Here is a 19897-nt window from a genome sequence, read left to right as displayed (position 1 = left end):
GGTGGCGCCCTGCCAGGAGTCTGCATGAGCTCGTCCGGTGGCCTCGCGCTGCACACCAAGATGCTGATCGGCTTCGTCGTCGGCGTGGCCGCCGGCCTGCTGGTCAACGCGTTCGCCGCCGACGCCGGCTGGGTCGACGTCGTCACCACCTACATCACCGATCCGATCGGGCAGATCTTCCTGCGCCTGCTGTTCATGCTGGTGATCCCGCTGGTGTTCACCGCGCTGGTGCTGGGCGTGGTCGAGATCGGCGAGCCGCACTCGCTCGGCCGCATCGGCTTCAAGACGCTGCTGTGGATCGTCGCGGTGACCGCGGTGGCGGTGACGCTCGGCCTGGTCCTGGTCAACCTGCTGCAGCCCGGCGCCGGCCTCGACGAGGCCGCGCGCGCCGCGCTGATGGCGCAGGCCGGCGAGCGCGGCGGCGAGATCGCCGCGCAGCGCGAGGGCGTGTCGGGGATCCAGGTGCTGCTCAACCTGGTGCCCCGCAACCCGGTCGCGGCGGCGGCCAGTGGCGACCTGATCGCGGTGATGGTGTTCGCGCTGTTCGTCGGCATCGCCGCGACCGTGGTCCGCACCGACGGGACGCGCACCTTCGTCGGCGCCTGCCAGGGCATGTACGACATCTGCCTGGCGCTGATCGGCTGGGTGATCCGGCTGGCCCCGTACGCGGTGGCGGCGCTGCTGTTCACCGTCACCGCACGGCTGGGCGTGGACGTGCTGCTGCAGCTCGCGCGCTTCGTGGGCACGGTGCTGCTGGCGCTGGGCATCCACTTCTTCGTGGTGTTCCCGCTGCTGCTGTGGGTGTTCGGGCGGATGTCGCCGCTGGCCTTCTTCCGCGGCGCGCAGCCGGCGATCCTGACCTCGTTCTCGACCTCCTCGTCGTCGGCGACGCTGCCCACGACGCTGAAGGTCAGCGAGGAGGCGCTCGGCGTGCCGCGCTCGGTGGCACGTTTCGTGTGTACGCTCGGCGCCACCGCCAACATGAACGGCACCGCCCTGTTCGAGGGCATCACCGTGCTGTTCCTGGCGCAGTTCTACGGCGTGGACCTGACGATCGCGCAGCAGGTGATGATCCTGGCGCTGTGCATCTTCGGCAGCGTCGGCGCCGCCGGCGTTCCCGGCGGCTCGCTGCCGGTGATCGCGATGATCCTGGCCATGTTCGGCATCCCGCCGGAGGGCATCGGCCTGATCCTCGGCGTCGACCGCCTGCTCGACATGTGTCGCACCACGGTCAACGTCACCGGCGACATGGCCGGCGCGGTGGTGATCGGCCGCAGCGAGATCGCCGGCGGGCACGCCGAGGCGCCGCCGGCGACGCCCGACCGCGTGTGAGCGGCACGGCAGGTTGCGGGTTTGGCCGCCGCCACCGGGTCGGCGACAATGTGTCGATGCCGTCGTGACGACGGCGCCGCCGCCCGCCTCCTCCGGAATCCCGATGACCACGCCTTCCCGCCGCGAACTCGCCAACGCCATCCGCTTCCTCGCCGCCGACGCGGTGGAGGCCGCCAAGTCCGGCCATCCCGGCATGCCGATGGGCATGGCCGACATCGCCGAGGTGCTCTGGAACGACTACCTCAGCCACAGCCCGAAGAACCCGAAGTGGTTCAACCGCGACCGCTTCGTGTTGTCCAACGGCCATGGCTCCATGCTGCAGTACGCGCTGCTGCACCTGGCCGGCTACGACCTGCCGCTGGACGAGCTGAAGAAGTTCCGCCAGCTGCATTCGTTGACCGCCGGCCATCCCGAGGCGCACCACACCCCGGGGGTGGAGACCACCACCGGGCCGCTGGGCCAGGGCTTCGCCAACGCGGTCGGCTTCGCGCTGGCCGAGAAGCTGCTCGCGCAGCGCTTCAACCGGCCGGAGTTCGAGATCGTCGACCACCGCACCTGGGTGTTCATGGGCGACGGCTGCCTGATGGAGGGCATTTCGCACGAGGCCGCCTCGCTCGCCGGCACCTGGCGGCTGGGCAAGCTGGTCGCGTTCTGGGACGACAACGGCATCTCCATCGACGGCAAGGTCGAGGGCTGGTTCACCGACGACACCGCCGCACGCTTCGAGGCCTACGGCTGGCAGGTGATCCGCAACGTCGACGGCCACGACGCGCGCGAGATCAAGACCGCGATCGACACCGCGCTCAAGGCCGGCGACAGGCCGACCCTGATCTGCTGCCGCACCACCATCGGCTTCGGTTCGCCGAACAAGGCGGGCAAGGAATCCAGCCACGGCGCGCCGCTGGGCAAGGACGAGATCGCGCTGATGCGCGAGCAGCTCGGCTGGGCGCACGGGCCGTTCGAGATCCCGGCGGGGATCCAGGACGGCTGGCGCGCGATCAACGCCGGCATCGTCCGCGAGGAGAACTGGAACCGGCTCTACGACGCCTACGCCGCGCAGTTCCCGGCGGAGGCGGCCGAGCTGGTGCGGCGCTCCCACGGCGAGCTGCCGGCCGGCTTCTCCGACGCCGCCGACGCCTACGTGCAGCGCATGCAGGAGGAGGGCCACACCATCGCCACGCGCAAGGCCTCGCAGCTGGCGATCGAGACCTACGCGCCGCTGCTGCCGGAGATGGTCGGCGGCTCCGCCGACCTCGCGCACTCCAACCTGACCCTGTGGAAGGCCAGCAAGTCTGTCGCCGGCGCCGACCGCGACGCCAACTACGTGTTCTACGGCGTGCGCGAGTTCGCCATGACCGCGATCTCCAACGGCCTCGCCCTGCACGGCGGCTTCCTGCCGTTCGACGCGACCTTCCTGGTGTTCTCCGACTACGCGCGCAACGCGGTCCGCATGAGCGCGCTGATCCCGGCGCACGCGATCCACGTCTACACCCACGACTCCATCGGCCTCGGCGAGGACGGCCCGACCCACCAGCCGGTCGAGCACCTGGCGAGCCTGCGCCACATCCCGAACAACGACGTCTGGCGTCCCTGCGACGCGGTGGAGACGGCGGTGGCCTGGCGCGCGGCGATCGAGCGCCGCGACGGTCCGAGCTGCCTGGTGTTCTCGCGCCAGAACCTGCAGCACCAGCAGCGCGACGCGCAGCAGCTCGCCGACGTCGCCCGCGGCGGCTACGTGCTGCTGGACCCGCCGGAGGCGACCTTCGAGGTGATCCTGATCGCCACCGGTTCCGAGGTGGAGCTGGCGATGCAGGCCGCGCGCGCGCTCGACCAGCAGGGCACCAGGGTGCGCGTGGTGTCGATGCCGTCGACCGACGTGTTCGACCGCCAGCCGCCGGAGTGGCGCGAGGGCGTGCTGCCGTCGTGGTGCCGCAGGCGGATCGCGATCGAGGCCGCCACCGCCGACTTCTGGCGCAAATACGTCGGCCTCGATGGCGCGGTGATCGGCATGGACGGCTTCGGCGCCTCCGGTCCGGCCAACCAGCTGTTCGAGCACTTCGGTTTCGGCGTCGAGCGCATCGTCGAGACGGCGAAGGCGCTGGGCTGATCCGCAGGACGACTGCGCCCGCTGCCCGGTGCCCCTTGTAGGAGCGGCTTCAGCCGCGACCGACGGTGGCATGAGGCGATGGTGGTAATGCGGGACCCGGGACCCGGGACCCGCAGGCCGCGCGCCCGGGGCAGCGGTGTCCCGCAGGAGCGGCTCCGGCCGCGAGGGCTACGGGTGCGGAGCGGGGGCAGGAGTCACAGCCGCGCCTACCGGCGCGGCGCGGTGCGCACCAGGGCCAGGCGCAGCAGGGCGGCCTCGAGCTTCCCGCGCAGACCCTGCGGGTGCTCCAGCCCCATTCGCGCCATCGCCTCGGCATCGGCACCAGCGCGGTTGCCGAGCGCCGCGAGCACCGCACGCGCCTTGCCCGCGCGCGTCGCGGTCTCGCCGCGCAGCCAGGCGAGGGCCTTCAGCAGGCGCTGCTCGACCGGCGTGAAGTCGCTGCCGACGGGATAGTCCGGCAGCAGTCCCGAACCGCGGTACGGCGCAAGCCGGTCGCGCAGGCGCCCGGGCGTGTTGCCGCGGATGTCGGGCAGCGTCATGCCCGGACGCAGCTTCCTGGCCGCACGCGCGGCTTCGACGATGGGTTCGCCGAAGCGAGCGTCGGTGATCGCCAGCATCGCCGCCACGCAGTCGGCGTCGCGCGCGCCGCGCAGGTCGGCGATGCCGTATTCGGTCACCACGATGTCGCGCAGGTGCCGCGGGATGGTGGTGTGGCCGTAGTTCCAGCGCACCGAGGAGGTGAGCCTGCCGCCGCCGCCGTGGGTGGCGCGCAGCATCAGCACCGAGCGCGCGTCGTCGAGCGCGTGCGCCATCGCCACGAAGTTGTACTGGCCGCCGACGCCCGACACCACGCGCCCGTCCTCCAGCGCGTCCGAGGCCACCGCGCCCAGCGCCGTGGCGATCATGCAGGTGTTGAAGAAGCGCGCATGGCGACGCTGCTCGCGCTCGAGCAGTTCGTGGCGGCCGTAGAGCTGGTTGACCTGCGATACGCGGGTCATGCGCAGGCCGCGCGCGCGTTCCGGCGGCAGGGTGCGCAGCCAGTCGTAGAGCTCGCTCGAGCCGAAGTAGAAGGCGCCGTCGAGCCAGCGGCCCTCGCGCTCGAGCGCGAGCCGGTCCTCATGGGTGGCCTCGTCGCGGTTGATGCGGCGCATCGCGCGCTCGTCGTCGACGACCCTGCGGGTCAGCACGCCGGCCTCGGCCAGCACCCGGAAGCCGTCGTTGACCATCTCGCTGGCGCCGTAGAGGCCGTGCTCGAACGGGGCGGTGCCGCCGGTGCCGCGCACCAGCTCCGAATCCGCAAGCCCCGGCGCGAATGCGTCCAGCAGCGCGCGATACTCGTCGTTGCGCGTGTGCCGCAGCACCAGCGCATGGGCGAGCGCGTCGGCGAGCGCGCCGATCCCGATCTGCAGCGTGCCGCCGTCGCGCACCAGGGCGCTGGCGTAGAGACCGATGGCGTAGTCGGCATCGGAGACAGGCTGGCGCGGCAGGGCAAACAGCTTCGGCGCCGGCCCGGGCAGCTCGACGACCAGGTCGGCGAAGGCGGCCTCGATCACGCAGTCGCCGTCCAGCCACGGCAGCGCCGGGTCGACCTCGGCCACCAGCAGCGGCCGCGGCAGGCCGCGGCGCGCGATCTCGTCGAGCAGGTCGAAGCTCAGGTCGGGGTTGCTGCTGGCCGACAGGCGCGTGCCGCCGGGTTCGCGCGCGACCTTCTGCACCACCACGTTCGGGCGGCGGCTGGCGACGTCGCGCGCGACATGGGTGTAGTTGAGGCTGGCGTAGTCGGCCTGGGCCTGGGCGGACCCGAGCAGGCCGCCGGACTGCATGTAGAACTCCTCGATCTCGACGTTGGCCGGCAGCGCATCGCGGGCGCGGTCGGCGACGTAGTCGAGCGCGGGGAAGTCGGCGCCGAAATGGCGGTCGAGGAACGGAGCGAGGAAGCGCCTCTCGAGTCCCGGGGCGGGCTTCGGCGGCGACAGCGACAGCGCGGTCATGACGTGCAGCGACAGCGTCGGATCGTCCCTGACCCGCGCGTACAGCGCGTTGAGCAGCCGGTGCGGCTTGCCGATCCCCAGCGGTGCGCCGATGCGCAGCGCGGGGCCTGCGTGGGCGAGGATGGCCTCGACCGCGGCGTCGAGCGTGGTGACCTGCTGCATCCGCTTCTCCGTGGACTTGCACCGCCCAGTGTGGCGGCGCCGCGATGACGCTCGGGTCGATCCTCCGCGCCTAGGCCGAGGGCGGGTCGTCGAGGCGGTGGATCTCGGTGGTCAGTTCGGCGATCTCCTCCGGCGCATGGCTGACGTAGACGATCGGGATGCGGGTCTCGTCGCGGACCCGGCGCAGCCAGGGCAGGAGCTCGGCGCGGCGGGCGCGGTCGAGCGCCGAGAGCGGCTCGTCGAACAGCAGCACGTGCGGCTGCGAGAGCAGGGCGCGGCCGATCGCCACGCGCTGCGCCTCGCCGCCGGAGAGCCCGGCCGGGCGGCGGGCGAGGAGCTCGCCGATGCCGAGCAGGGCGACGACCTCGTCCAGGTCGAAGACCTCGTCGCCCGGGGCCGGCCTGCCGCCGCGCCGGCGCTGCCCGTAGAGCAGGTTGGCGCGCACGTCACGGTGCGGGAACAGGCGCGCGTCCTGGAACACGTAGCCGATGCGGCGCCGGTGCGGCGGCAGGTCGATGCCGCGTGCGCGGTCGAACAGACGCTGCCCGCCGATCTCGATGTGCCCGGCCTCCGGCCGCAGCAGGCCCGCGACCGCGTACAGCAGCGAGGTCTTGCCGATGCCGGAGGGCCCGGTCAGCGCCAGCGTGCGGGCGTCGGCGGCGAGGCGGACCCGGCGCTGCCATGCGCCGCGGCGCAGTTCGACGTCGATGTCGATGCTCACCGCGTCCTCCGCGGCCGCCGCACCAGCCACTCCGAAAGCAGCACGGCGCCGAAGGCGAGCACGGCCGACACTGCGGCCAGTCGCCAGATGCCGGCTTCGCCGCCGGGCACCTGCAGCAGGCCGTCGATCGCCGCCGACAGCGTCTCGGTCTCGCCGGGAATGGCGGAGACGAAGGTGATGGTCGCGCCGAATTCGCCCAGCGCCTTGGCGAAGGCGACCACCAGGCCGGCCACCACGCCCGGCCACGCCAGCGGCAGGGTGACGTCGAGGAACACCCGCCACGGCGACGCACCGAGCGTGGCCGCGGCCTGCTCGATGCGGCGGTCGACGTTCTCGATCGCCAGCCGGATCGACCGCACCATCAGCGGAAACGCCATCACCGCGCTCGCCAGCGCCGCGCCGGTCCAGCGGAATGCCAGCACGATGCCGAACTGCTCCTGCAGGAGGCCGCCCAGCGGTCCCTGGGTCCCGAACAGCACCAGCAGCACGTAGCCGGTGACCACCGGCGGCAGCACCAGCGGCAGGTAGACCAGCGCGTCGACCAGCACCTTGCCCGGGAAGTCGACCCGCGCCAGCAGCCAGGCCACGGCGATGCCGAAGGGCAGGCTGGCGCAGGCGGCCGTCGCCGCCACTTTCAGGCTCAGCGCAACGGCGGTGACTTCCGACGGGGTCAGGACGGGCATGGGACGAAGGTCCGGGGGCCTCATCGGCGGGCGACGAACCCGTGGCGCTCGAACACCGCCAGCGAGTCCGGCCGTGCCAGCCAGTCGACGAAGGCACGCGCCTGCGCATGCGCATCGGCCCGCTGCAGCGCGGCTGCCGGGTAGACGATCGGCGCGTGGCTGGCGTCGGGGAAGGTGGCGACCACCCGCACCCTCGGCTCCGCCGCGGCGTCGCTGCCGTACACCACGCCGAGCGGCGCCTCGCCGCGGGCCACCAGCATCAGTGCCGCGCGCACGTCGTCGGCTTCGACCACGCGCGGCTGGATCGCGTCCCAGTAGCCCAGCGATTCCAGCGCCTGGCGCCCGTACTTGCCCGCGGGCACCGAGGCGGTCCGCGCCATCGCCAGGCGGCCATCGGCGCCGAGCGCTTCGCGCATGGCCCCGGCGGACTCCAGCACCTCTCCCGTGCCACGTCCGCGCGGTGCGATCACGACCAGGCTGTTGCCGAGCAGGTCGCGGCGCGAGCCCGGCTGCAGGCCGGCCTGCGCCTCGACCCGGTCCATCCAGTCGACGTCGGCGGAGATGAAGACGTCGGCCGGCGCGCCGGCCTCGATCTGCCGCGCCAGGGTCGACGAGCCCGCATAGGAGATGCGGACGGGCGCTCCGCCCTGGGCCTGCCAGGCCGCGGCGACCTCGTCGAGCGCGCCGCGCAGGCTGGCCGCGGCGAACGCGGTGATCGGCGCATCGTCCTGCGCCCACGCCGGCGCCACCGTGCACAGCGCAAGCAGGCTGCCCAGCAGGAGGCGGCGGAGTCGGGAACGGGGACGCATCGGGGGCTCGGCTCGAGCAGGCGGCGCGGCAGCATAGCCCGCAGGATCGCGATCCGTGCTCATGGCGCGGTCGGTGCGGCGAGACGGTGCAGTTCGATGCGCTCGATCCCGCGGATCCAGCGCGCCGGCCGTGCCTCGTCGGGCAGTACGAGGCGGAACGGGCCCTCGTGCGCGTCCAGCGGCTGGCCGTCGCGGGTGTCGGCCAGCACGGCGCGGGCGCCGCCCAGATCCGGATCGAACTCGGCCAGGGCGTAGGCGACGCGATAGCCGTCGCGTGCGGTCACCAGCAGCACGTCGCCCAGGCGCGGCCCGCGCAGCGACTCGCCCTGGGCCGCTCCGAGCCGCGCGAGCAGGGTGGTCACCGCCACCCCCTCCCAGCGGCCGCGGGCGCCGTGGTCCTCGGCGACGACGCTGCTTCGCGGCAGGGCGGCGAGCTCGGCCGCGGTCAGCCGGGTGTGGGCGCCGAAGCCCACCACATCGACCGTGGGCGGCGCTGCCGCCGCCGGTGCCGTCGCGAGCCAGGCGGCGAACAGCAACGCGAGCAGACGCGTCGCGCGCGACCGGGGCGGTCCCATGGCTTCTCCTTCGTTATGTCCGAAGAAACATAACGAAGCGCGGCCCGGCCGGCAAACGCGGCCACTCAGGCGATGCACCGCAGCCGGGCGATCGCCGCGATCTCGTCGCCGGCCGCGGCGGTACAGCGGTCCAGCATGCGCCGGTACAGGCGCAGGAGTTCGGCGCCGGTGGCGGTCAGGCGTGCGCCGCCGCCGCCGCGACCACCGGTCGCGGTCTCGACCACGGCCGTGGCGAAGCCGGCGTTCATCGCCTCGATCAGGGCCCAGGCGCGGCGGTAGCTCATCCCGAGCTCGCGCCCGGCCGCCGAGATCGAGCCGGTGCGGGCGATCGCGTCGAGCAGGTCGGCCTTGCCCGGACCGAGCACGAGGTCGTCGTCGAGGACGAGGCGCAGCTTGATGCGGGGCGCGGACATGGGGGCTGGCGGCGGCGGGCTCCGCGCCAGCATAGCGGCGGCCGCGTGGCGGCCGCTCAGTAGAGCGCGGCGTAGAGCCTGAGCGAGCCGGCGACGAGGGCGCAGAGGAAGCCGATGCCCATGAGCATCGCGCCCAGATTGCGGCTGCGCAGGCCGAAGCCCAGGATCAGGAGCGCCGCACCGAGCGCGAGCCCGGCGTGCAGGAGGTTGACCAGCGACCACATGGTGCGATCTCCGGAAGAGGGAAGGCGCGCGCAGCGCCTTCCCCGGCGTGGTCAGAAACGCCAGCCCAGCATCACGCTGTAGACCAGCGGGTCGACGTCGACCGAGCCGACGTCGGCGCCGTCGACGCGCACGTCCGGGCTGATGTCCATCCAGCGCGCGTCGGCGACCAGGTCGAGGCGGTCGTTGAGCCGGAACACCAGGCCGGCCTGCGCCGAGGCGCCCCAGGTGTTGTCGATCTTGACGTCGGCGCCGGCGACCGGGCCCATCTCCTTCTCGTCGTAGATCCAGGTGTAGGTCACGCCGGCCCCGACGAAGGGGCTGACGCTGGACCCGGGCAGGAAGTGCCACTGCGCGGTCAGGGTCGGCGGCAGGTGGCGGAAGTCGACCGCCTCGGCGCCGTTGAGCCTGGCCATCTGGTGGAACGGCGTGGCCGCGAGCAGTTCGAGCGCGAAGTGCGGAGTGAAGCGCGCGTTGAGCGTCAGCCCGAGCTGGGTCTCGTCGTCGATGTCGGCGGCCAGGGCCCCTCCGGCGAGGCTGCCGTTGTCGGACTTCGGCGACACGTGGGTGGGGCCGGCGCGCAGCGACCATTCGGCCGCCTGGGCGGCGGGAGCGGCGCAGAGGACGGCGAGGACGAGGGCCAGGTGGCGCGGGGTGGGGCGGAACATGCTCTGTCTCCTTGGAGGGTGGAGACAGGCTGCGCGCGCGGCGGCGCGCGGGCATTGACGGCGATCAATGCGCCGCGGCGGATTCCGGTGTGGCGACCAGGGCCTGCTCCAGCGCCGCGGCGAGGCGCGCCGCGGCCGCCTCGATCTGGGCCTCCGCGAGCGGGCGCATGCGTTCGAGATAGTCGTGGTCGAGCCTGTGTCCGGCCGGATAGATCGCCGCGCTGTCCAGCAGCGCGCACGACTGCTCGGCCCAGCGCTCCGGACCGGGAATGGCGGCATCGGCCGGCGGGACCGCATCGGCCAGCGCGTCCGCGTAGGCATCCACGTCGAGCCTGCGCGAGCGCAGTACGTAACCGTCCCACACCGCATGCAGGTTCGTGCCCTGCACCTGCGTCACCGGGTTGTAGGCCATCCGCGCGTACGCAGCGGGGGCGAGGTCGGTGGCGAGGCTGATCTGGTAGTCGTTGCCGCCGCGGTCGGCGCGGTCGCCGGCGTGCAGCGGCTGGTGCACGTCGCCGACGAAGTGCACGACGAACTTCAGCGCGTCGCGGCGCACCGGCTGCGGTCGGCTGCGGTCGGCGAGGAGCCGGAGCTGGGCCTGGATCGCGCCGACCACGCAGTCGCCGTCCGGGCAGTCGCGGGCGGCGACGTAGTGGCAGTCGCCGCGCGGGAAGTTCACGTAGTGCCAGCCGCCGGTGCGCCGGTAGGCGGCCTCGTCGCTGCCGCGCAGCTCGTCCGCCCAGGCGGCGACGCCGGCGAGGGTGGGTTCGGGCTCGCCCTCGAGCAGGCGCCCGACCTCGGCCTGCGCGGCGGGCGACAGCTGCCGCTGCGCGAGTTCGCCCACCAGGCGGTGGCCGAGTTCGTTCCAGGCGGCGGCCGGACGGGGAAGCGCGACGAGAACCGTCGCCAGGAAGAGGACGAGACGTGCCAAGGCCGGTGCCGTGATGAAGCCGCTACGGGGGACCGGCTAAGATACGCGGTCTCTGCGGGCCCCGCACCGCAGTCCACCACCGTCCACGAGGAGTCGAGCACATGGCGATCAAGGTCGCGATCAACGGGTACGGCCGCATCGGCCGCAACGTCCTGCGCGCGCTGTACGAGTCGAACCGCACCGGCGACATCCAGGTGGTGGCGGTCAACGATCTGGGCGACGCCGAGACCAATGCGCACCTGACCCGCCACGACACCGCGCACGGCAGGTTCCCGGGCGAGGTGGCGGTCGAGGGCGGCGATCTCGTCGTCAACGGCGACCGCATCAAGGTGTTCGCCGAGCGCGACCCGGCCAAGCTGCCGTGGGGCGAGATCGGCGTGGACGTGGTGCTCGAGTGCACCGGCTTCTTCACTTCCAAGGAGAAGGCCAAGGCGCACCTGGCCGGCGGCGCCAAGAAGGTGATCATCTCCGCGCCGGGCGGCAAGGACGTCGACGCCACCGTCGTCTACGGCGTCAACCACGGCGCCCTCAAGGCCAGCGACGAGGTGATCTCCAACGCCTCGTGCACGACCAACTGCCTGGCACCGATCGCCAAGGTCCTCAACGACCGCATCGGCATCGTCCACGGTCTGATGACGACGATCCACGCCTACACCAACGACCAGGTGCTGACCGACGTCTACCACTCCGACCTGCGCCGCGCGCGTTCGGCCACGCATTCGCAGATCCCGACCAAGACCGGCGCTGCCGCCGCGGTCGGCCTGGTGCTGCCGGAGCTCAACGGCAAGCTCGACGGCTTCGCGATGCGCGTGCCGACGATCAACGTTTCGGTGGTCGACCTCTCCTTCGTCGCCGCGCGCGAGACCTCCAAGGAGGAAATCGACGCCGCGATCCGCGAGGCCAGCGAGGGCCCCCTGAAGGGAATTCTCGGCGTCAACACGCAGCCGCTGGTATCGATCGACTTCAACCACGACCCGCGCAGCTCGATCTACGACGCGACCCAGACCCGCGTCATGGGCGGCACCCTGGTCAAGGTGCTGTCGTGGTACGACAACGAGTGGGGCTTCTCCAACCGCATGCTCGACACCACCAGGGCGCTGATGGCGGCGAAGTAAGCGCGCCGTCCGCTGCACCCGACGCCCGGCTTCGGCCGGGCGTCGTCGTTTCACCACGTCGGAAAACGAAAGCGCCCCGGCATGGGCCGGGGCGCTCCGGAACGTGCGGGCGGAGGTCGCTTACTCGGCTTCCTCGGTCTCGACCGGGGTCTCCTGCACGGTGCCGGCGGTCGGATCCACCTCGATCATGACCGCAGCGCCCTGCGGATTGGTGGCCTGCGCGGTCCACACCTCGCCGTTCTGCGACAGGTCGGCGACGTCGCTGTAGCCGGCGGTGTTGAGCGCGGTCTCGAGCTGCTGCGAGGACGGGGCGGCGGCCGGGGCCGGGTTGCTCGGTGCCGACATGGTGTCGGTGGCGGGATCGGCCGGCGGCGCGGTCTCGGGTGCGGTCTGGGCGCCGGCGAACCCGGCGACGGCGAACGCGGCGGCGAAAACGGTGGCCTTGAGGGTGGTCTTGGTCATCGGTCTTACTCCTGTGGGGGGCGTGCATCCACTGCGTCGGATACGGGGTCGATGCTGGTCGCCGCCCCGTTAAGACGGCCTCAAGCGTTCGCAAACGAAGTGTCGGAGCGCGAGTGCGGTTCAGGTGGATGTACCGCGCCCTGCTGGCGCTCGCGCGCACTTGCCGCCAGAGTGCGCGCCACATCGAAAGGGGATGCGGAACCGATGTCGTCATTGCTCGTGCTCGTCGCACTCGTGCTGCTCGCGCTGCCGGTGGCCATCGTCGTGGCGCTGGTGATGGTCGCCGGCCTGCGGCGGCGGGTCGCGGACCTCGAACGCGACGTGCAGGCACTTCGCGTGCGTCGCGCGGATGCGCCCGCGTCCGCGCCACGTGCCGGCGCGGCCGCGCAGGAGGGCCCCGCGCAAGCTGCCTTCGTCGAGTCCGCGCCGCCACCGGCCGCTGCGGTGCCGCCGCCTGCCGCGCCTGCACCGCGGCCTGCGACCGTGCCGCTGCCCCCGTCGCCGCCGCGCGGGCCCGGTACCGTCGAGCGCGGGGTCGCCGCGATCCGGGGCTGGTTCACCGAGGGCAACGTGCCGGTCAAGATCGGCGTGCTCGTGCTGCTGGCCGGCGTCGCCGCGCTGCTGAAGTACGCCAGCGACCAGGGCCTGCTGCGGGTGCCGGTCGAGCTGCGCCTGGCGGGCATCGCCGCGGCGGCGACCGCGACGCTGGTCTTCGCCTGGCGCCAGCGGCTGCGGCGGCGCGCCTTCGCGCTCAGCCTGCAGGGAGGCGCCGTCGGCGTGCTGCTGCTGACGGTGTTCGGCGCGTTCCGGCTCTACGGCCTGCTGCCGCCGGGGATGGCATTCGCGCTGAGCGTGGTGCTGGTCGCCGGTGCCTGCGTGCTGGCGGTACTGCAGGATGCCCTGGCCTTGGCCGTGTTCGGCATCCTCGCCGGCTTCCTCGCGCCGCTGTGGCTGTCGACCGGCGGCGGCAGCCACGTCGCCCTGTTCTCCTACTACGCGCTGCTGAACGCGGGCGTGTTCGCGATCGCCTGGTGGCGCGCGTGGCGGCTGCTGAACCTGCTGGGCTTCGTGTTCACCTTCGGCATCGGCACCGCCTGGGGCGTGCTCGCGTATACCCCCACGGACTTCGCCAGCACCGAGCCGTTCCTGCTGCTGTTCTTCGCGTTCTACCTTGCGATCCCGGTCCTGTACGCGCGGCGGCGCGCGGGCGGGCGCGACCTCGTCGACGGCAGCCTCGTGTTCGGCACGCCGCTGGTCGCCTTCGCGCTGCAGGCCGCCCTGCTCGACGGCGCCCGCATGCCGCTGGCGCTGTGCGCGCTCGGCCTCGCCGCGCTCTACGCCGCGCTCGCCTGGACGCTGCGCGGACGCGAACGGCGCGCACTGCTGGCGCAGTCGCATGCGCTGCTGGCGGTGGGCTTCGCGACCCTGGCGATCCCGCTCGCGCTGTCGGCGCAGGCCACCGCCAGCGCCTTCGCCCTCGAGGGCGCCGCGCTGGTCTGGCTCGGCCTGCGCCAGGCGCGCCTGCTGCCGCAGGTCAGCGGCACCGCGCTGCAGGCGCTGGCGGCCTGCGCGTTCGCGCTCGGCGTCCTGTTCTCCGGCCCCGAGCACACGCCGCTCGTCAATCCCACCTGCACGAGCGGGCTGCTGGTCGCGCTCGCCGGCTTCGCCAGCGCCTGGAGCTACGCCGCGGCTGCCCGCCCACGGGCGGCACTGGCCTGGTACGTGTGGGGCCTGGCCTGGTGGGCCGGCATCGCCCTCAACGAGATCGCCGACTTCGTCGCGCCGCACCTGCAGCCGGCGGCCGCATTCGTCTTCGCCGTCGCCAGCGGCTGGCTCGCCGCCGAGGTCGCGCGCCGGCGCCCGGCCGTCGCACTGGCCTGGACCACCGCGGCGGGACTGGCCGCCGGCGTGGCGTTCGCGCTGGTGCAGGCGTGGCGCGTCGACCAGCCGTTCGCGCTGCCGGCCGGCTGGGCGTGGCTGGCGTTCGCCGCCTTCGGTGCACGCAGCCTCGTCGCCCTGCGCGGACCGGCGTCGCGGGCGGTCGTGGCCGCCCACGCGGCATGGCTGTGGACATGGCCGCTGGCCACGTCGCTGGGACTGCACGGGCTGCTGGCAGGCCCCGATGTCGGCACCGGCTGGCGCCACGTGGCGGTCCTGCTGCCGTGGTGGATCGCGGCACTGCTCGCCGCCGCCCGGCCGGCATGGCTGGCGGTACCGCTGGCCGCCGGCTTCGGCGCATGGCGACGGGCGCTGCTGGCGAGCTACATGGCGGTGCTGGTCGCGGGCTGGCTGCCGGCCCTGTTCGCCGCCGGCGCCCCGGCGCCGCTGCCGTGGCTGCCGCTGCTCAATCCGCTCGACCTGATGCAGGCGGCGATCCTCGCGCTCGCCGTGCACCTGGCGGCGACGACGCCGCGCCTGGGGCGGTGGCGCGTGCCGGTGCTGGCCTTCGGTGCCTTCGCGCTCGCCAACGCCAGCCTGCTGCGCAGCCTGCACCACTGGGCCGGCGTGATCTGGTCGACGTCGATGTTCTCCACCAGCCTGGTGCAGACCGCGCTGACCCTGCTGTGGAGCGTGCTCGGCGTGGCCGGCTGGATCGTGGGCTCGCGCCGCGGCCTGCGCACGGTGTGGCTGGCCGGCGCGCTGCTGATGGGCGTGGTGCTGCTGAAGCTGGTGCTCGTCGACCGCCAGCACCTGGGCAACCTGCTCGGGATCGTGTCCTTCATCGGCTTCGGCGTGCTGTGCACGGCGGTCGGTTTCTTCGCTCCGGCGCCGCCGCGGGCCGCTGCGGCGGACGCCGGGGCGGCGGGGGCGGCACAATGAGCGGCATGCTGCGCTTCGCCCTGCTGCTCGTCCTCGTCGCCTCGGCGACGCCCGCGCCGGCCGCCGCGCCGCGCGACGCCTTCGTCGGCGAATGGCCGCTGGTGCTGCAGGACGCCGACGGCGGCGCCTACCGCGTCACCCTTGCCCGCGAGGTCTATGCCCAGGCCAGCGACCCGCGGCTGCGCGACCTGGTGGTGTTCAACGCCGCCGACGAGGCGGTCGCCGCCGAGGTCTTCCCGCCGCAGGCGCCGCTGGCGCGGCCCGCGCGCGAGCTGGAACTGCCGTGGTTCACGCTGCCCGCGCCCGACGCGCGCGACGGCGATGCCTGGGCCGTGGTCGGCGAAGTCGATGCCGACGGCCGCCTGCGCCGGGTGGAGACGCGCGGCGGCGGCCGCCTCGGCCGCGGCGAGGCGGTGGTCTACCTGGTCGATGCCAGCCGCACCCGCGCCCCGATCACCGCGCTCGAGATCGACTGGCCGCCGCGCGAGGCGGCGCTGGATCTCGGCATGCGGGTGGAGGCGAGCGAGGACCTCGAGCACTGGGATCCGGTCAGCGTGCACGGACGCCTGGTCGAGGCGGTGCGGGCCGGGCGCAACCTCGTGCAGCGCCGGCTCGAGCTGGAGCCGGTGCGCACGCGCTACCTGCGCCTGACCCCCGCCGCGCTCGGCACCGGCTTCGCGCCGACCACGATCAGCGCCGGGCTGGCCCCGGAACCGGTCGCCGAGGCGCGGGAGTGGGAGACGCTCGACGCCGCGCGCAGCGACCCGGACGCGGCGACCTTCGACTTCGAACTCGGCGGTCGCTTCCCGGTGGATCGCGCCGACGTGCTGCTGCCGGGCAATTCGGCGGTGGAGTGGACGCTGGAGAGCCGCGACGGCGAGGACGCGAGCTGGCGTCAGCGCCTGGCGCCGTGGGTGGCCTACCGCCTGAACGCGCGCGCCGGCGATGCGCAGGCGTCGGGGGCGCAGGCGATCAACGGGGTCGTGCGCGATCGCTACTGGCGGCTGCGCGCGCGCGGGCCGGTGAGCGGCACGCCGCAGCTGCGCCTGGGCTACCGGCCGGAGGTGCTGGTGTTCCTGGCGCAGGGGCCAGCGCCGTTCGCGCTGGCGGCAGGAAGCGCGACCGCGATGCGCGCGGATACGCCGCTGCCGCGCCTGATCGCCGAGCTGCGCCAGCGCGAGGGCGCGGACTGGCAGCCCGCCGTGGCCGAGCCCGGTCCGTACCGGGAGCTCGCCGGCGCGCGGGCGCTGCAGCGGCCGCGCGACTGGACCGCATGGATCCTGTGGAGCGTGCTGGTCGCCGGCGCGCTGGTGGTCATCGTGTTCGCCGTGCACCTGCTGCGTCAGGGCCCGCCGCGCTTCGACTGAAGGCGCGCGCGGCGTTTTGCAAAGTGACGGGCAGCCGGGACAATGCCGGTCCCACGCCACGCTCCATCACACGAGGAACCGCCGCCCATGAGCCTGCTCCGCATGACCGACCTCGACCTCGCCGGCAAGCGGGTGCTGATCCGCGAGGATCTCAACGTGCCGGTCAAGAACGGGCGCGTGACCTCCGAGCAGCGCATCGCCGCGGCGCTGCCGACGCTCAGGCTGGCGCTGGAGAAGGGCGCCGCGGTGCTGGTGATGTCGCACCTGGGCCGGCCCACCGAGGGCGAGTGGAGCGAAGCCGATTCGCTGGCGCCGGTGGCGGCGCGGCTGGCGGAGCTGCTGGGTCGCGAGGTGCCGCTGGTGCGCGACTGGGTCGACGGCGTCGACGTCGCTCCGGGCGAGATCAAGCTGCTCGAGAACTGCCGCATGAACCCCGGCGAGAAGCAGGACGATGCCGCGCTGGCGCAGAAGTATGCGGCGCTGTGCGACGTGTTCGTCATGGACGCCTTCGGCACCGCGCACCGCGCCCAGGCCTCGACCCACGGCGTGATCCGCGCGGCGAAGGTCGCCGCCGGCGGGCCGCTGCTGATGGCCGAGCTCGACGCGCTGGCCAAGGCGCTGGAGAACCCCGAGCGCCCGCTGCTGGCCATCGTCGCCGGTTCCAAGGTCTCCACCAAGCTGGAGCTGCTGGGCAACCTGGTCTCCCGGGTCGACCAGCTCATCGTCGGCGGCGGCATCGCCAACACCTTCCTGCTCGCGGCCGGCAAGCCGGTCGGCAGGTCCCTGGTCGAGGCCGACCTGGTCGACACCGCGAAGAAGATCGTCGCCGACGCGGAGGCGCGCGGCGCCGCGATCCCGCTGCCGGTGGACGTGGTGGTCGCGCCGGAATTCAGCGCCGACGCGCCGGCGACGGTGAAGGCGGTGGACGAGGTCGGCGAGGGCGACATGATCCTCGACATCGGCCCGGAGACGGCGAAGCGTTATGCCGCGCTGATCGCCGGCGCGGGCACGGTGGTGTGGAACGGGCCGGTCGGCGTGTTCGAGTTCGACGCCTTCGGCGCGGGCACCGAGGCGCTGGCGCGGGCGATCGCCGGTTCGAAGGCGTTCTCCATCGCCGGCGGCGGCGACACCCTGGCCGCGGTCGACAAGTACGGCATCGCCGGCCAGGTGTCCTACATCTCCACCGGCGGCGGTGCCTTCCTCGAGTTCCTCGAGGGCAAGACCCTTCCCGCGGTGGCCGCGCTGGACGCGCGCGGCTGATGGCGGCGACGCTGTTCTTCGACCTCGACGGCACCCTGATCGATTCCGCCGAGGGCATCTACGCCTGCGCGCGGCATGCGATGGAGAGCGTCGGCGCCGAGGTGCCCGACACCGGGGTGCTGCGCAGCTGGATCGGCCCGCCGCTGCGCGACACCTTCCACCTGCACTTCGAGGCGGACGCAGGACGCGCCGCCGCCGCGCTCGCCGCCTATCGCGACCTCTACGACCGCGAGGGCTGGTGCATGTTCCACGTCTACGAGGGCATCCCGGAACTGCTCGCGGCGCTGGCCGACGCCGGCCACCGCATGGCGGTGGTGACCTCCAAGGGCGAGGCCTTCGCGCAGAAGGTGCTGGCCAGCCTGCCGTTCGGCGGGCGCTTCGGGACGATCTGCGGGACCAGCGCCGACGGCAGCCGGCGGGCCAAGCCCGACCTCGTCGCCGAGGCGCTGCGCAGGCTCGGCGCGCAGGCCGCGGACGCCGTCATGATCGGCGACCGCCGGTACGACATCCTCGGTGCCAGGGCGCACGGCCTGCGTGGCATCGGCGTGCTCTGGGGCTTCGGCGACCGCGTCGAGCTGGAGGACGCGGGTGCCGATGCGATCGCCGAATCGCCGCAGGCGCTCCGGCGCATGCTCCTGGAGCCCTGAAGGCCGCGCCATCGGTGCGCCTTTCCGCACAAGGTACGTCCCGTACGGTGCCGCATTGCCGGATGCTGTGCTAGCGTCCGATGCGATCGATTTCACGGATTCCTGACGGATGAGTCTCGCGTTGCGTCGTACCAAGATCCTCGCCACCCTCGGCCCGGCCACCGATGCCCCCGGCGTGCTCGAGGGCATCCTCCGCGCCGGCGTCGACGTGGTGCGCCTGAATTTCTCCCACGGTACCCCCGAGCAGCACGCCGAGCGCGTACGCCTGATCCGCGAGACCGCCGCCGCCGTCGGGCGCGAGGTCGGCATCCTCGCCGACCTGCAGGGGCCGAAGATCCGCATCGAGAAGTTCGCCGCCGGCAAGGTCGCGCTCAAGGCCGGCCAGCAGTTCGACCTCATCGCCCGTGCCGACGCGCCCGCCGGCGACGAGACCCAGGTCGGGGTGAGCTACCTCGGACTGGTCAACGACGTCGTGCCCGGCGACACGCTGCTGCTCGACGACGGCCTGGTCACCCTCGAGGTGCAGGCGATCGAGGGCGAGCGCATCCGCACCCGCGTGCTGACCGACGGCGCGCTGTCCAACCGCAAGGGCCTGAACAAGCTCGGCGGCGGCCTCTCGCTGGGCGCGCTGACCGACGAGGACCGCACGCACATCAAGGTCGCGGCGGACCTGGACGTCGACTTCCTGGCGGTCTCGTTCTGCCGCACCGCTGCCGACATCGAGGAGGCGCGCCGGCTCGCGCACGAGGCCGGCGGCTCGCCGTGGCTGGTGGCCAAGATCGAGCGCGCCGAGGCGATCGAGAACCTGATCGAGATCATCGAGGCGTCCGACGTGGTGATGGTCGCCCGCGGCGATCTCGGCGTGGAGATCGGCGACGCCGAGCTGCCGGGCCTGCAGAAGACCATCATCCGCAACGCGGTGGAGCGCAACCGCATCGTGATCACCGCGACGCAGATGCTGCAGTCGATGGTCGACAACCCGATCCCGACGCGCGCCGAGGTGCTGGACGTCGCCAATGCGGTCATCGACGGCACCGACACGGTGATGCTCTCGGCCGAGACCGCCGCGGGCCAGTACCCGGTGCGCGCGGTGGAGGCGATGGTCCGCATCTGTCTCGGCGCCGAGCGCCAGTTCAAGCGCGACACCGACTTCGAGGCCGCGCCGCGCAACCTCGAGCGCGCCGACCAGGCGATCGCGATGGCGGCGATGTTCCTCGCCGAGCACATCAACGTCCGCGCCATCGTGGCGCTGACCGAGTCCGGCGGCACCGCGCGCTTCCTGTCACGCTTCCGCTCGACCGCGCCGGTCTACGCCATGACCCACGAGGCGCCGGCGCGCCGGCGCATGGCGATGATGCGCGACGTGTTCCCGATCGCCTTCGAGTCGCGCGGCATGCGCATCCGCGAGGCCGCGCGCGCCGCCGTCGGCCAGCTGCACCAGGCCGGGCTGCTGGAGGTCGGCGACCGCCTGGTCTTCACCAATGGCGACCACATGGGCCTGCTCGGCGCGACCAACACGCTGCGCCTGCTCGAGGTCGACGAGAACGGCCTGGCCACGACGCTCGGCGATCTCTGATCGCCGCCGCGCCGCCGCGCCCGGCGCCGGGGATGC

18 protein-coding genes are annotated in these 19897 nt (G+C 73.2%); 8 read left to right on the top strand and 10 right to left on the bottom strand.

Annotation, left to right across the window (positions count from 1 at the left end):
* Positions 1-24: 24 nt before the first annotated feature.
* Both KB893_RS14695 and tkt read left to right on the top strand, forming a co-directional pair.
* Positions 25-1332: a dicarboxylate/amino acid:cation symporter gene (locus KB893_RS14695; RefSeq protein WP_213173818.1), complete on the top strand. Its 1308-nt coding sequence runs from the start codon at positions 25-27 to the stop codon at positions 1330-1332.
* 103 nt (positions 1333-1435) lie between these two features.
* Positions 1436-3439, top strand: coding sequence for a transketolase (gene tkt / locus KB893_RS14690; protein ID WP_213173817.1), 2004 nt, complete (start codon positions 1436-1438; stop codon positions 3437-3439).
* A gap of 206 nt (positions 3440-3645) precedes the next feature.
* Here tkt and KB893_RS14685 read toward each other — a convergent pair whose 3' ends face one another.
* The 9 genes from KB893_RS14685 to KB893_RS14645 all read right to left on the bottom strand — a co-directional run bounded on the left by KB893_RS14685 (position 3646) and on the right by KB893_RS14645 (position 10614).
* A complete protein-coding gene (locus KB893_RS14685; RefSeq protein WP_213173816.1) occupies positions 3646-5592 on the bottom strand; it encodes an acetyl-CoA hydrolase/transferase C-terminal domain-containing protein in 1947 nt (648 codons plus the stop codon).
* A 70-nt stretch (positions 5593-5662) separates the two neighbouring features.
* Positions 5663-6307: an ATP-binding cassette domain-containing protein gene (locus tag KB893_RS14680; protein ID WP_211928052.1), complete on the bottom strand. Its 645-nt coding sequence runs from the start codon at positions 6305-6307 to the stop codon at positions 5663-5665.
* Between the two features lie 2 nt (positions 6308-6309).
* Entirely contained in the window at positions 6310-6996 is a 687-nt protein-coding gene (modB, locus tag KB893_RS14675; protein ID WP_211928050.1) for a molybdate ABC transporter permease subunit, read from the bottom strand.
* Between the two features lie 20 nt (positions 6997-7016).
* Positions 7017-7805 carry a molybdate ABC transporter substrate-binding protein gene (modA, locus tag KB893_RS14670; RefSeq protein ID WP_211928049.1) on the bottom strand — a complete coding sequence of 263 codons (789 nt, stop codon included), beginning with the start codon at positions 7803-7805 and terminating at the stop codon, positions 7017-7019.
* Between the two features lie 59 nt (positions 7806-7864).
* Positions 7865-8380, bottom strand: a complete 516-nt coding sequence (locus tag KB893_RS14665; protein WP_213173815.1) for a molybdopterin-binding protein — start codon at positions 8378-8380, stop codon at positions 7865-7867.
* 65 nt (positions 8381-8445) lie between these two features.
* Positions 8446-8793 carry a winged helix-turn-helix domain-containing protein gene (locus KB893_RS14660; RefSeq protein WP_211928227.1) on the bottom strand — a complete coding sequence of 116 codons (348 nt, stop codon included), beginning with the start codon at positions 8791-8793 and terminating at the stop codon, positions 8446-8448.
* 56 nt (positions 8794-8849) lie between these two features.
* On the bottom strand, positions 8850-9017 hold the full coding sequence (locus tag KB893_RS14655; protein WP_211928226.1) for a hypothetical protein: 168 nt from the start codon (positions 9015-9017) through the stop codon (positions 8850-8852).
* Positions 9018-9068: 51 nt separating this feature from the next.
* On the bottom strand, positions 9069-9683 hold the full coding sequence (locus tag KB893_RS14650) for an OmpW/AlkL family protein (RefSeq protein WP_211928225.1): 615 nt from the start codon (positions 9681-9683) through the stop codon (positions 9069-9071).
* A gap of 64 nt (positions 9684-9747) precedes the next feature.
* Positions 9748-10614 (bottom strand): S1/P1 nuclease, encoded by an 867-nt coding sequence (locus KB893_RS14645; RefSeq protein WP_246505678.1) that lies wholly within the window; start codon positions 10612-10614, stop codon positions 9748-9750.
* 101 nt (positions 10615-10715) lie between these two features.
* On the opposite strand from KB893_RS14645, the gene gap reads away from it, so the two are divergent.
* Positions 10716-11729, top strand: a complete 1014-nt coding sequence (gap, locus tag KB893_RS14640; RefSeq protein ID WP_211927604.1) for a type I glyceraldehyde-3-phosphate dehydrogenase — start codon at positions 10716-10718, stop codon at positions 11727-11729.
* A gap of 120 nt (positions 11730-11849) precedes the next feature.
* Here the strand turns inward: gap and KB893_RS14635 are convergent, their stop codons facing one another.
* On the bottom strand, positions 11850-12191 hold the full coding sequence (locus tag KB893_RS14635) for a hypothetical protein (RefSeq protein ID WP_211927605.1): 342 nt from the start codon (positions 12189-12191) through the stop codon (positions 11850-11852).
* 204 nt (positions 12192-12395) lie between these two features.
* Between KB893_RS14635 and KB893_RS14630 the strand changes: the two genes are divergently transcribed.
* From KB893_RS14630 to pyk, 5 genes are all read left to right on the top strand, one after another.
* Positions 12396-15011, top strand: coding sequence for a DUF2339 domain-containing protein (locus tag KB893_RS14630; protein ID WP_211927606.1), 2616 nt, complete (start codon positions 12396-12398; stop codon positions 15009-15011).
* A gap of 5 nt (positions 15012-15016) precedes the next feature.
* Positions 15017-16378: a DUF3999 domain-containing protein gene (locus KB893_RS14625; RefSeq protein ID WP_211927607.1), complete on the top strand. Its 1362-nt coding sequence runs from the start codon at positions 15017-15019 to the stop codon at positions 16376-16378.
* An 87-nt stretch (positions 16379-16465) separates the two neighbouring features.
* Positions 16466-17638 (top strand): phosphoglycerate kinase, encoded by a 1173-nt coding sequence (locus KB893_RS14620; RefSeq protein WP_211927608.1) that lies wholly within the window; start codon positions 16466-16468, stop codon positions 17636-17638.
* A complete protein-coding gene (locus tag KB893_RS14615) occupies positions 17635-18285 on the top strand; it encodes an HAD-IA family hydrolase (protein WP_213173833.1) in 651 nt (216 codons plus the stop codon). The genes KB893_RS14620 and KB893_RS14615 overlap by 4 nt, the downstream gene beginning before the upstream one ends.
* Before the next feature lie 109 nt (positions 18286-18394).
* Entirely contained in the window at positions 18395-19861 is a 1467-nt protein-coding gene (gene pyk / locus KB893_RS14610) for a pyruvate kinase (protein ID WP_213173814.1), read from the top strand.
* Positions 19862-19897 lie beyond the last annotated feature (36 nt).

It is taken from the genome of Coralloluteibacterium stylophorae, from assembly GCF_018122625.2.
Taxonomy (GTDB): Bacteria; Pseudomonadota; Gammaproteobacteria; order Xanthomonadales; family Xanthomonadaceae; genus Coralloluteibacterium; species Coralloluteibacterium stylophorae.
Note: the sequence above shows the minus strand (reverse complement) of the source record. Positions and strands in the feature narration are given on the sequence as shown.

Coding starts and splice junctions, on each gene's coding strand:
- KB893_RS14695 (WP_213173818.1), top strand. CDS start 25: ATGAGCTCGTCCGGTGGCCTCGCGCTGCACACCAAGATGCTGATCGGC.
- tkt (WP_213173817.1), top strand. CDS start 1,436: ATGACCACGCCTTCCCGCCGCGAACTCGCCAACGCCATCCGCTTCCTC.
- KB893_RS14685 (WP_213173816.1), bottom strand. CDS start 5,592: ATGCAGCAGGTCACCACGCTCGACGCCGCGGTCGAGGCCATCCTCGCC.
- modB (WP_211928050.1), bottom strand. CDS start 6,996: ATGCCCGTCCTGACCCCGTCGGAAGTCACCGCCGTTGCGCTGAGCCTG.
- modA (WP_211928049.1), bottom strand. CDS start 7,805: ATGCGTCCCCGTTCCCGACTCCGCCGCCTCCTGCTGGGCAGCCTGCTT.
- KB893_RS14665 (WP_213173815.1), bottom strand. CDS start 8,380: ATGGGACCGCCCCGGTCGCGCGCGACGCGTCTGCTCGCGTTGCTGTTC.
- KB893_RS14660 (WP_211928227.1), bottom strand. CDS start 8,793: ATGTCCGCGCCCCGCATCAAGCTGCGCCTCGTCCTCGACGACGACCTC.
- KB893_RS14655 (WP_211928226.1), bottom strand. CDS start 9,017: ATGTGGTCGCTGGTCAACCTCCTGCACGCCGGGCTCGCGCTCGGTGCG.
- KB893_RS14650 (WP_211928225.1), bottom strand. CDS start 9,683: ATGTTCCGCCCCACCCCGCGCCACCTGGCCCTCGTCCTCGCCGTCCTC.
- gap (WP_211927604.1), top strand. CDS start 10,716: ATGGCGATCAAGGTCGCGATCAACGGGTACGGCCGCATCGGCCGCAAC.
- KB893_RS14635 (WP_211927605.1), bottom strand. CDS start 12,191: ATGACCAAGACCACCCTCAAGGCCACCGTTTTCGCCGCCGCGTTCGCC.
- KB893_RS14630 (WP_211927606.1), top strand. CDS start 12,396: ATGTCGTCATTGCTCGTGCTCGTCGCACTCGTGCTGCTCGCGCTGCCG.
- KB893_RS14625 (WP_211927607.1), top strand. CDS start 15,017: ATGCTGCGCTTCGCCCTGCTGCTCGTCCTCGTCGCCTCGGCGACGCCC.
- KB893_RS14620 (WP_211927608.1), top strand. CDS start 16,466: ATGAGCCTGCTCCGCATGACCGACCTCGACCTCGCCGGCAAGCGGGTG.
- pyk (WP_213173814.1), top strand. CDS start 18,395: ATGAGTCTCGCGTTGCGTCGTACCAAGATCCTCGCCACCCTCGGCCCG.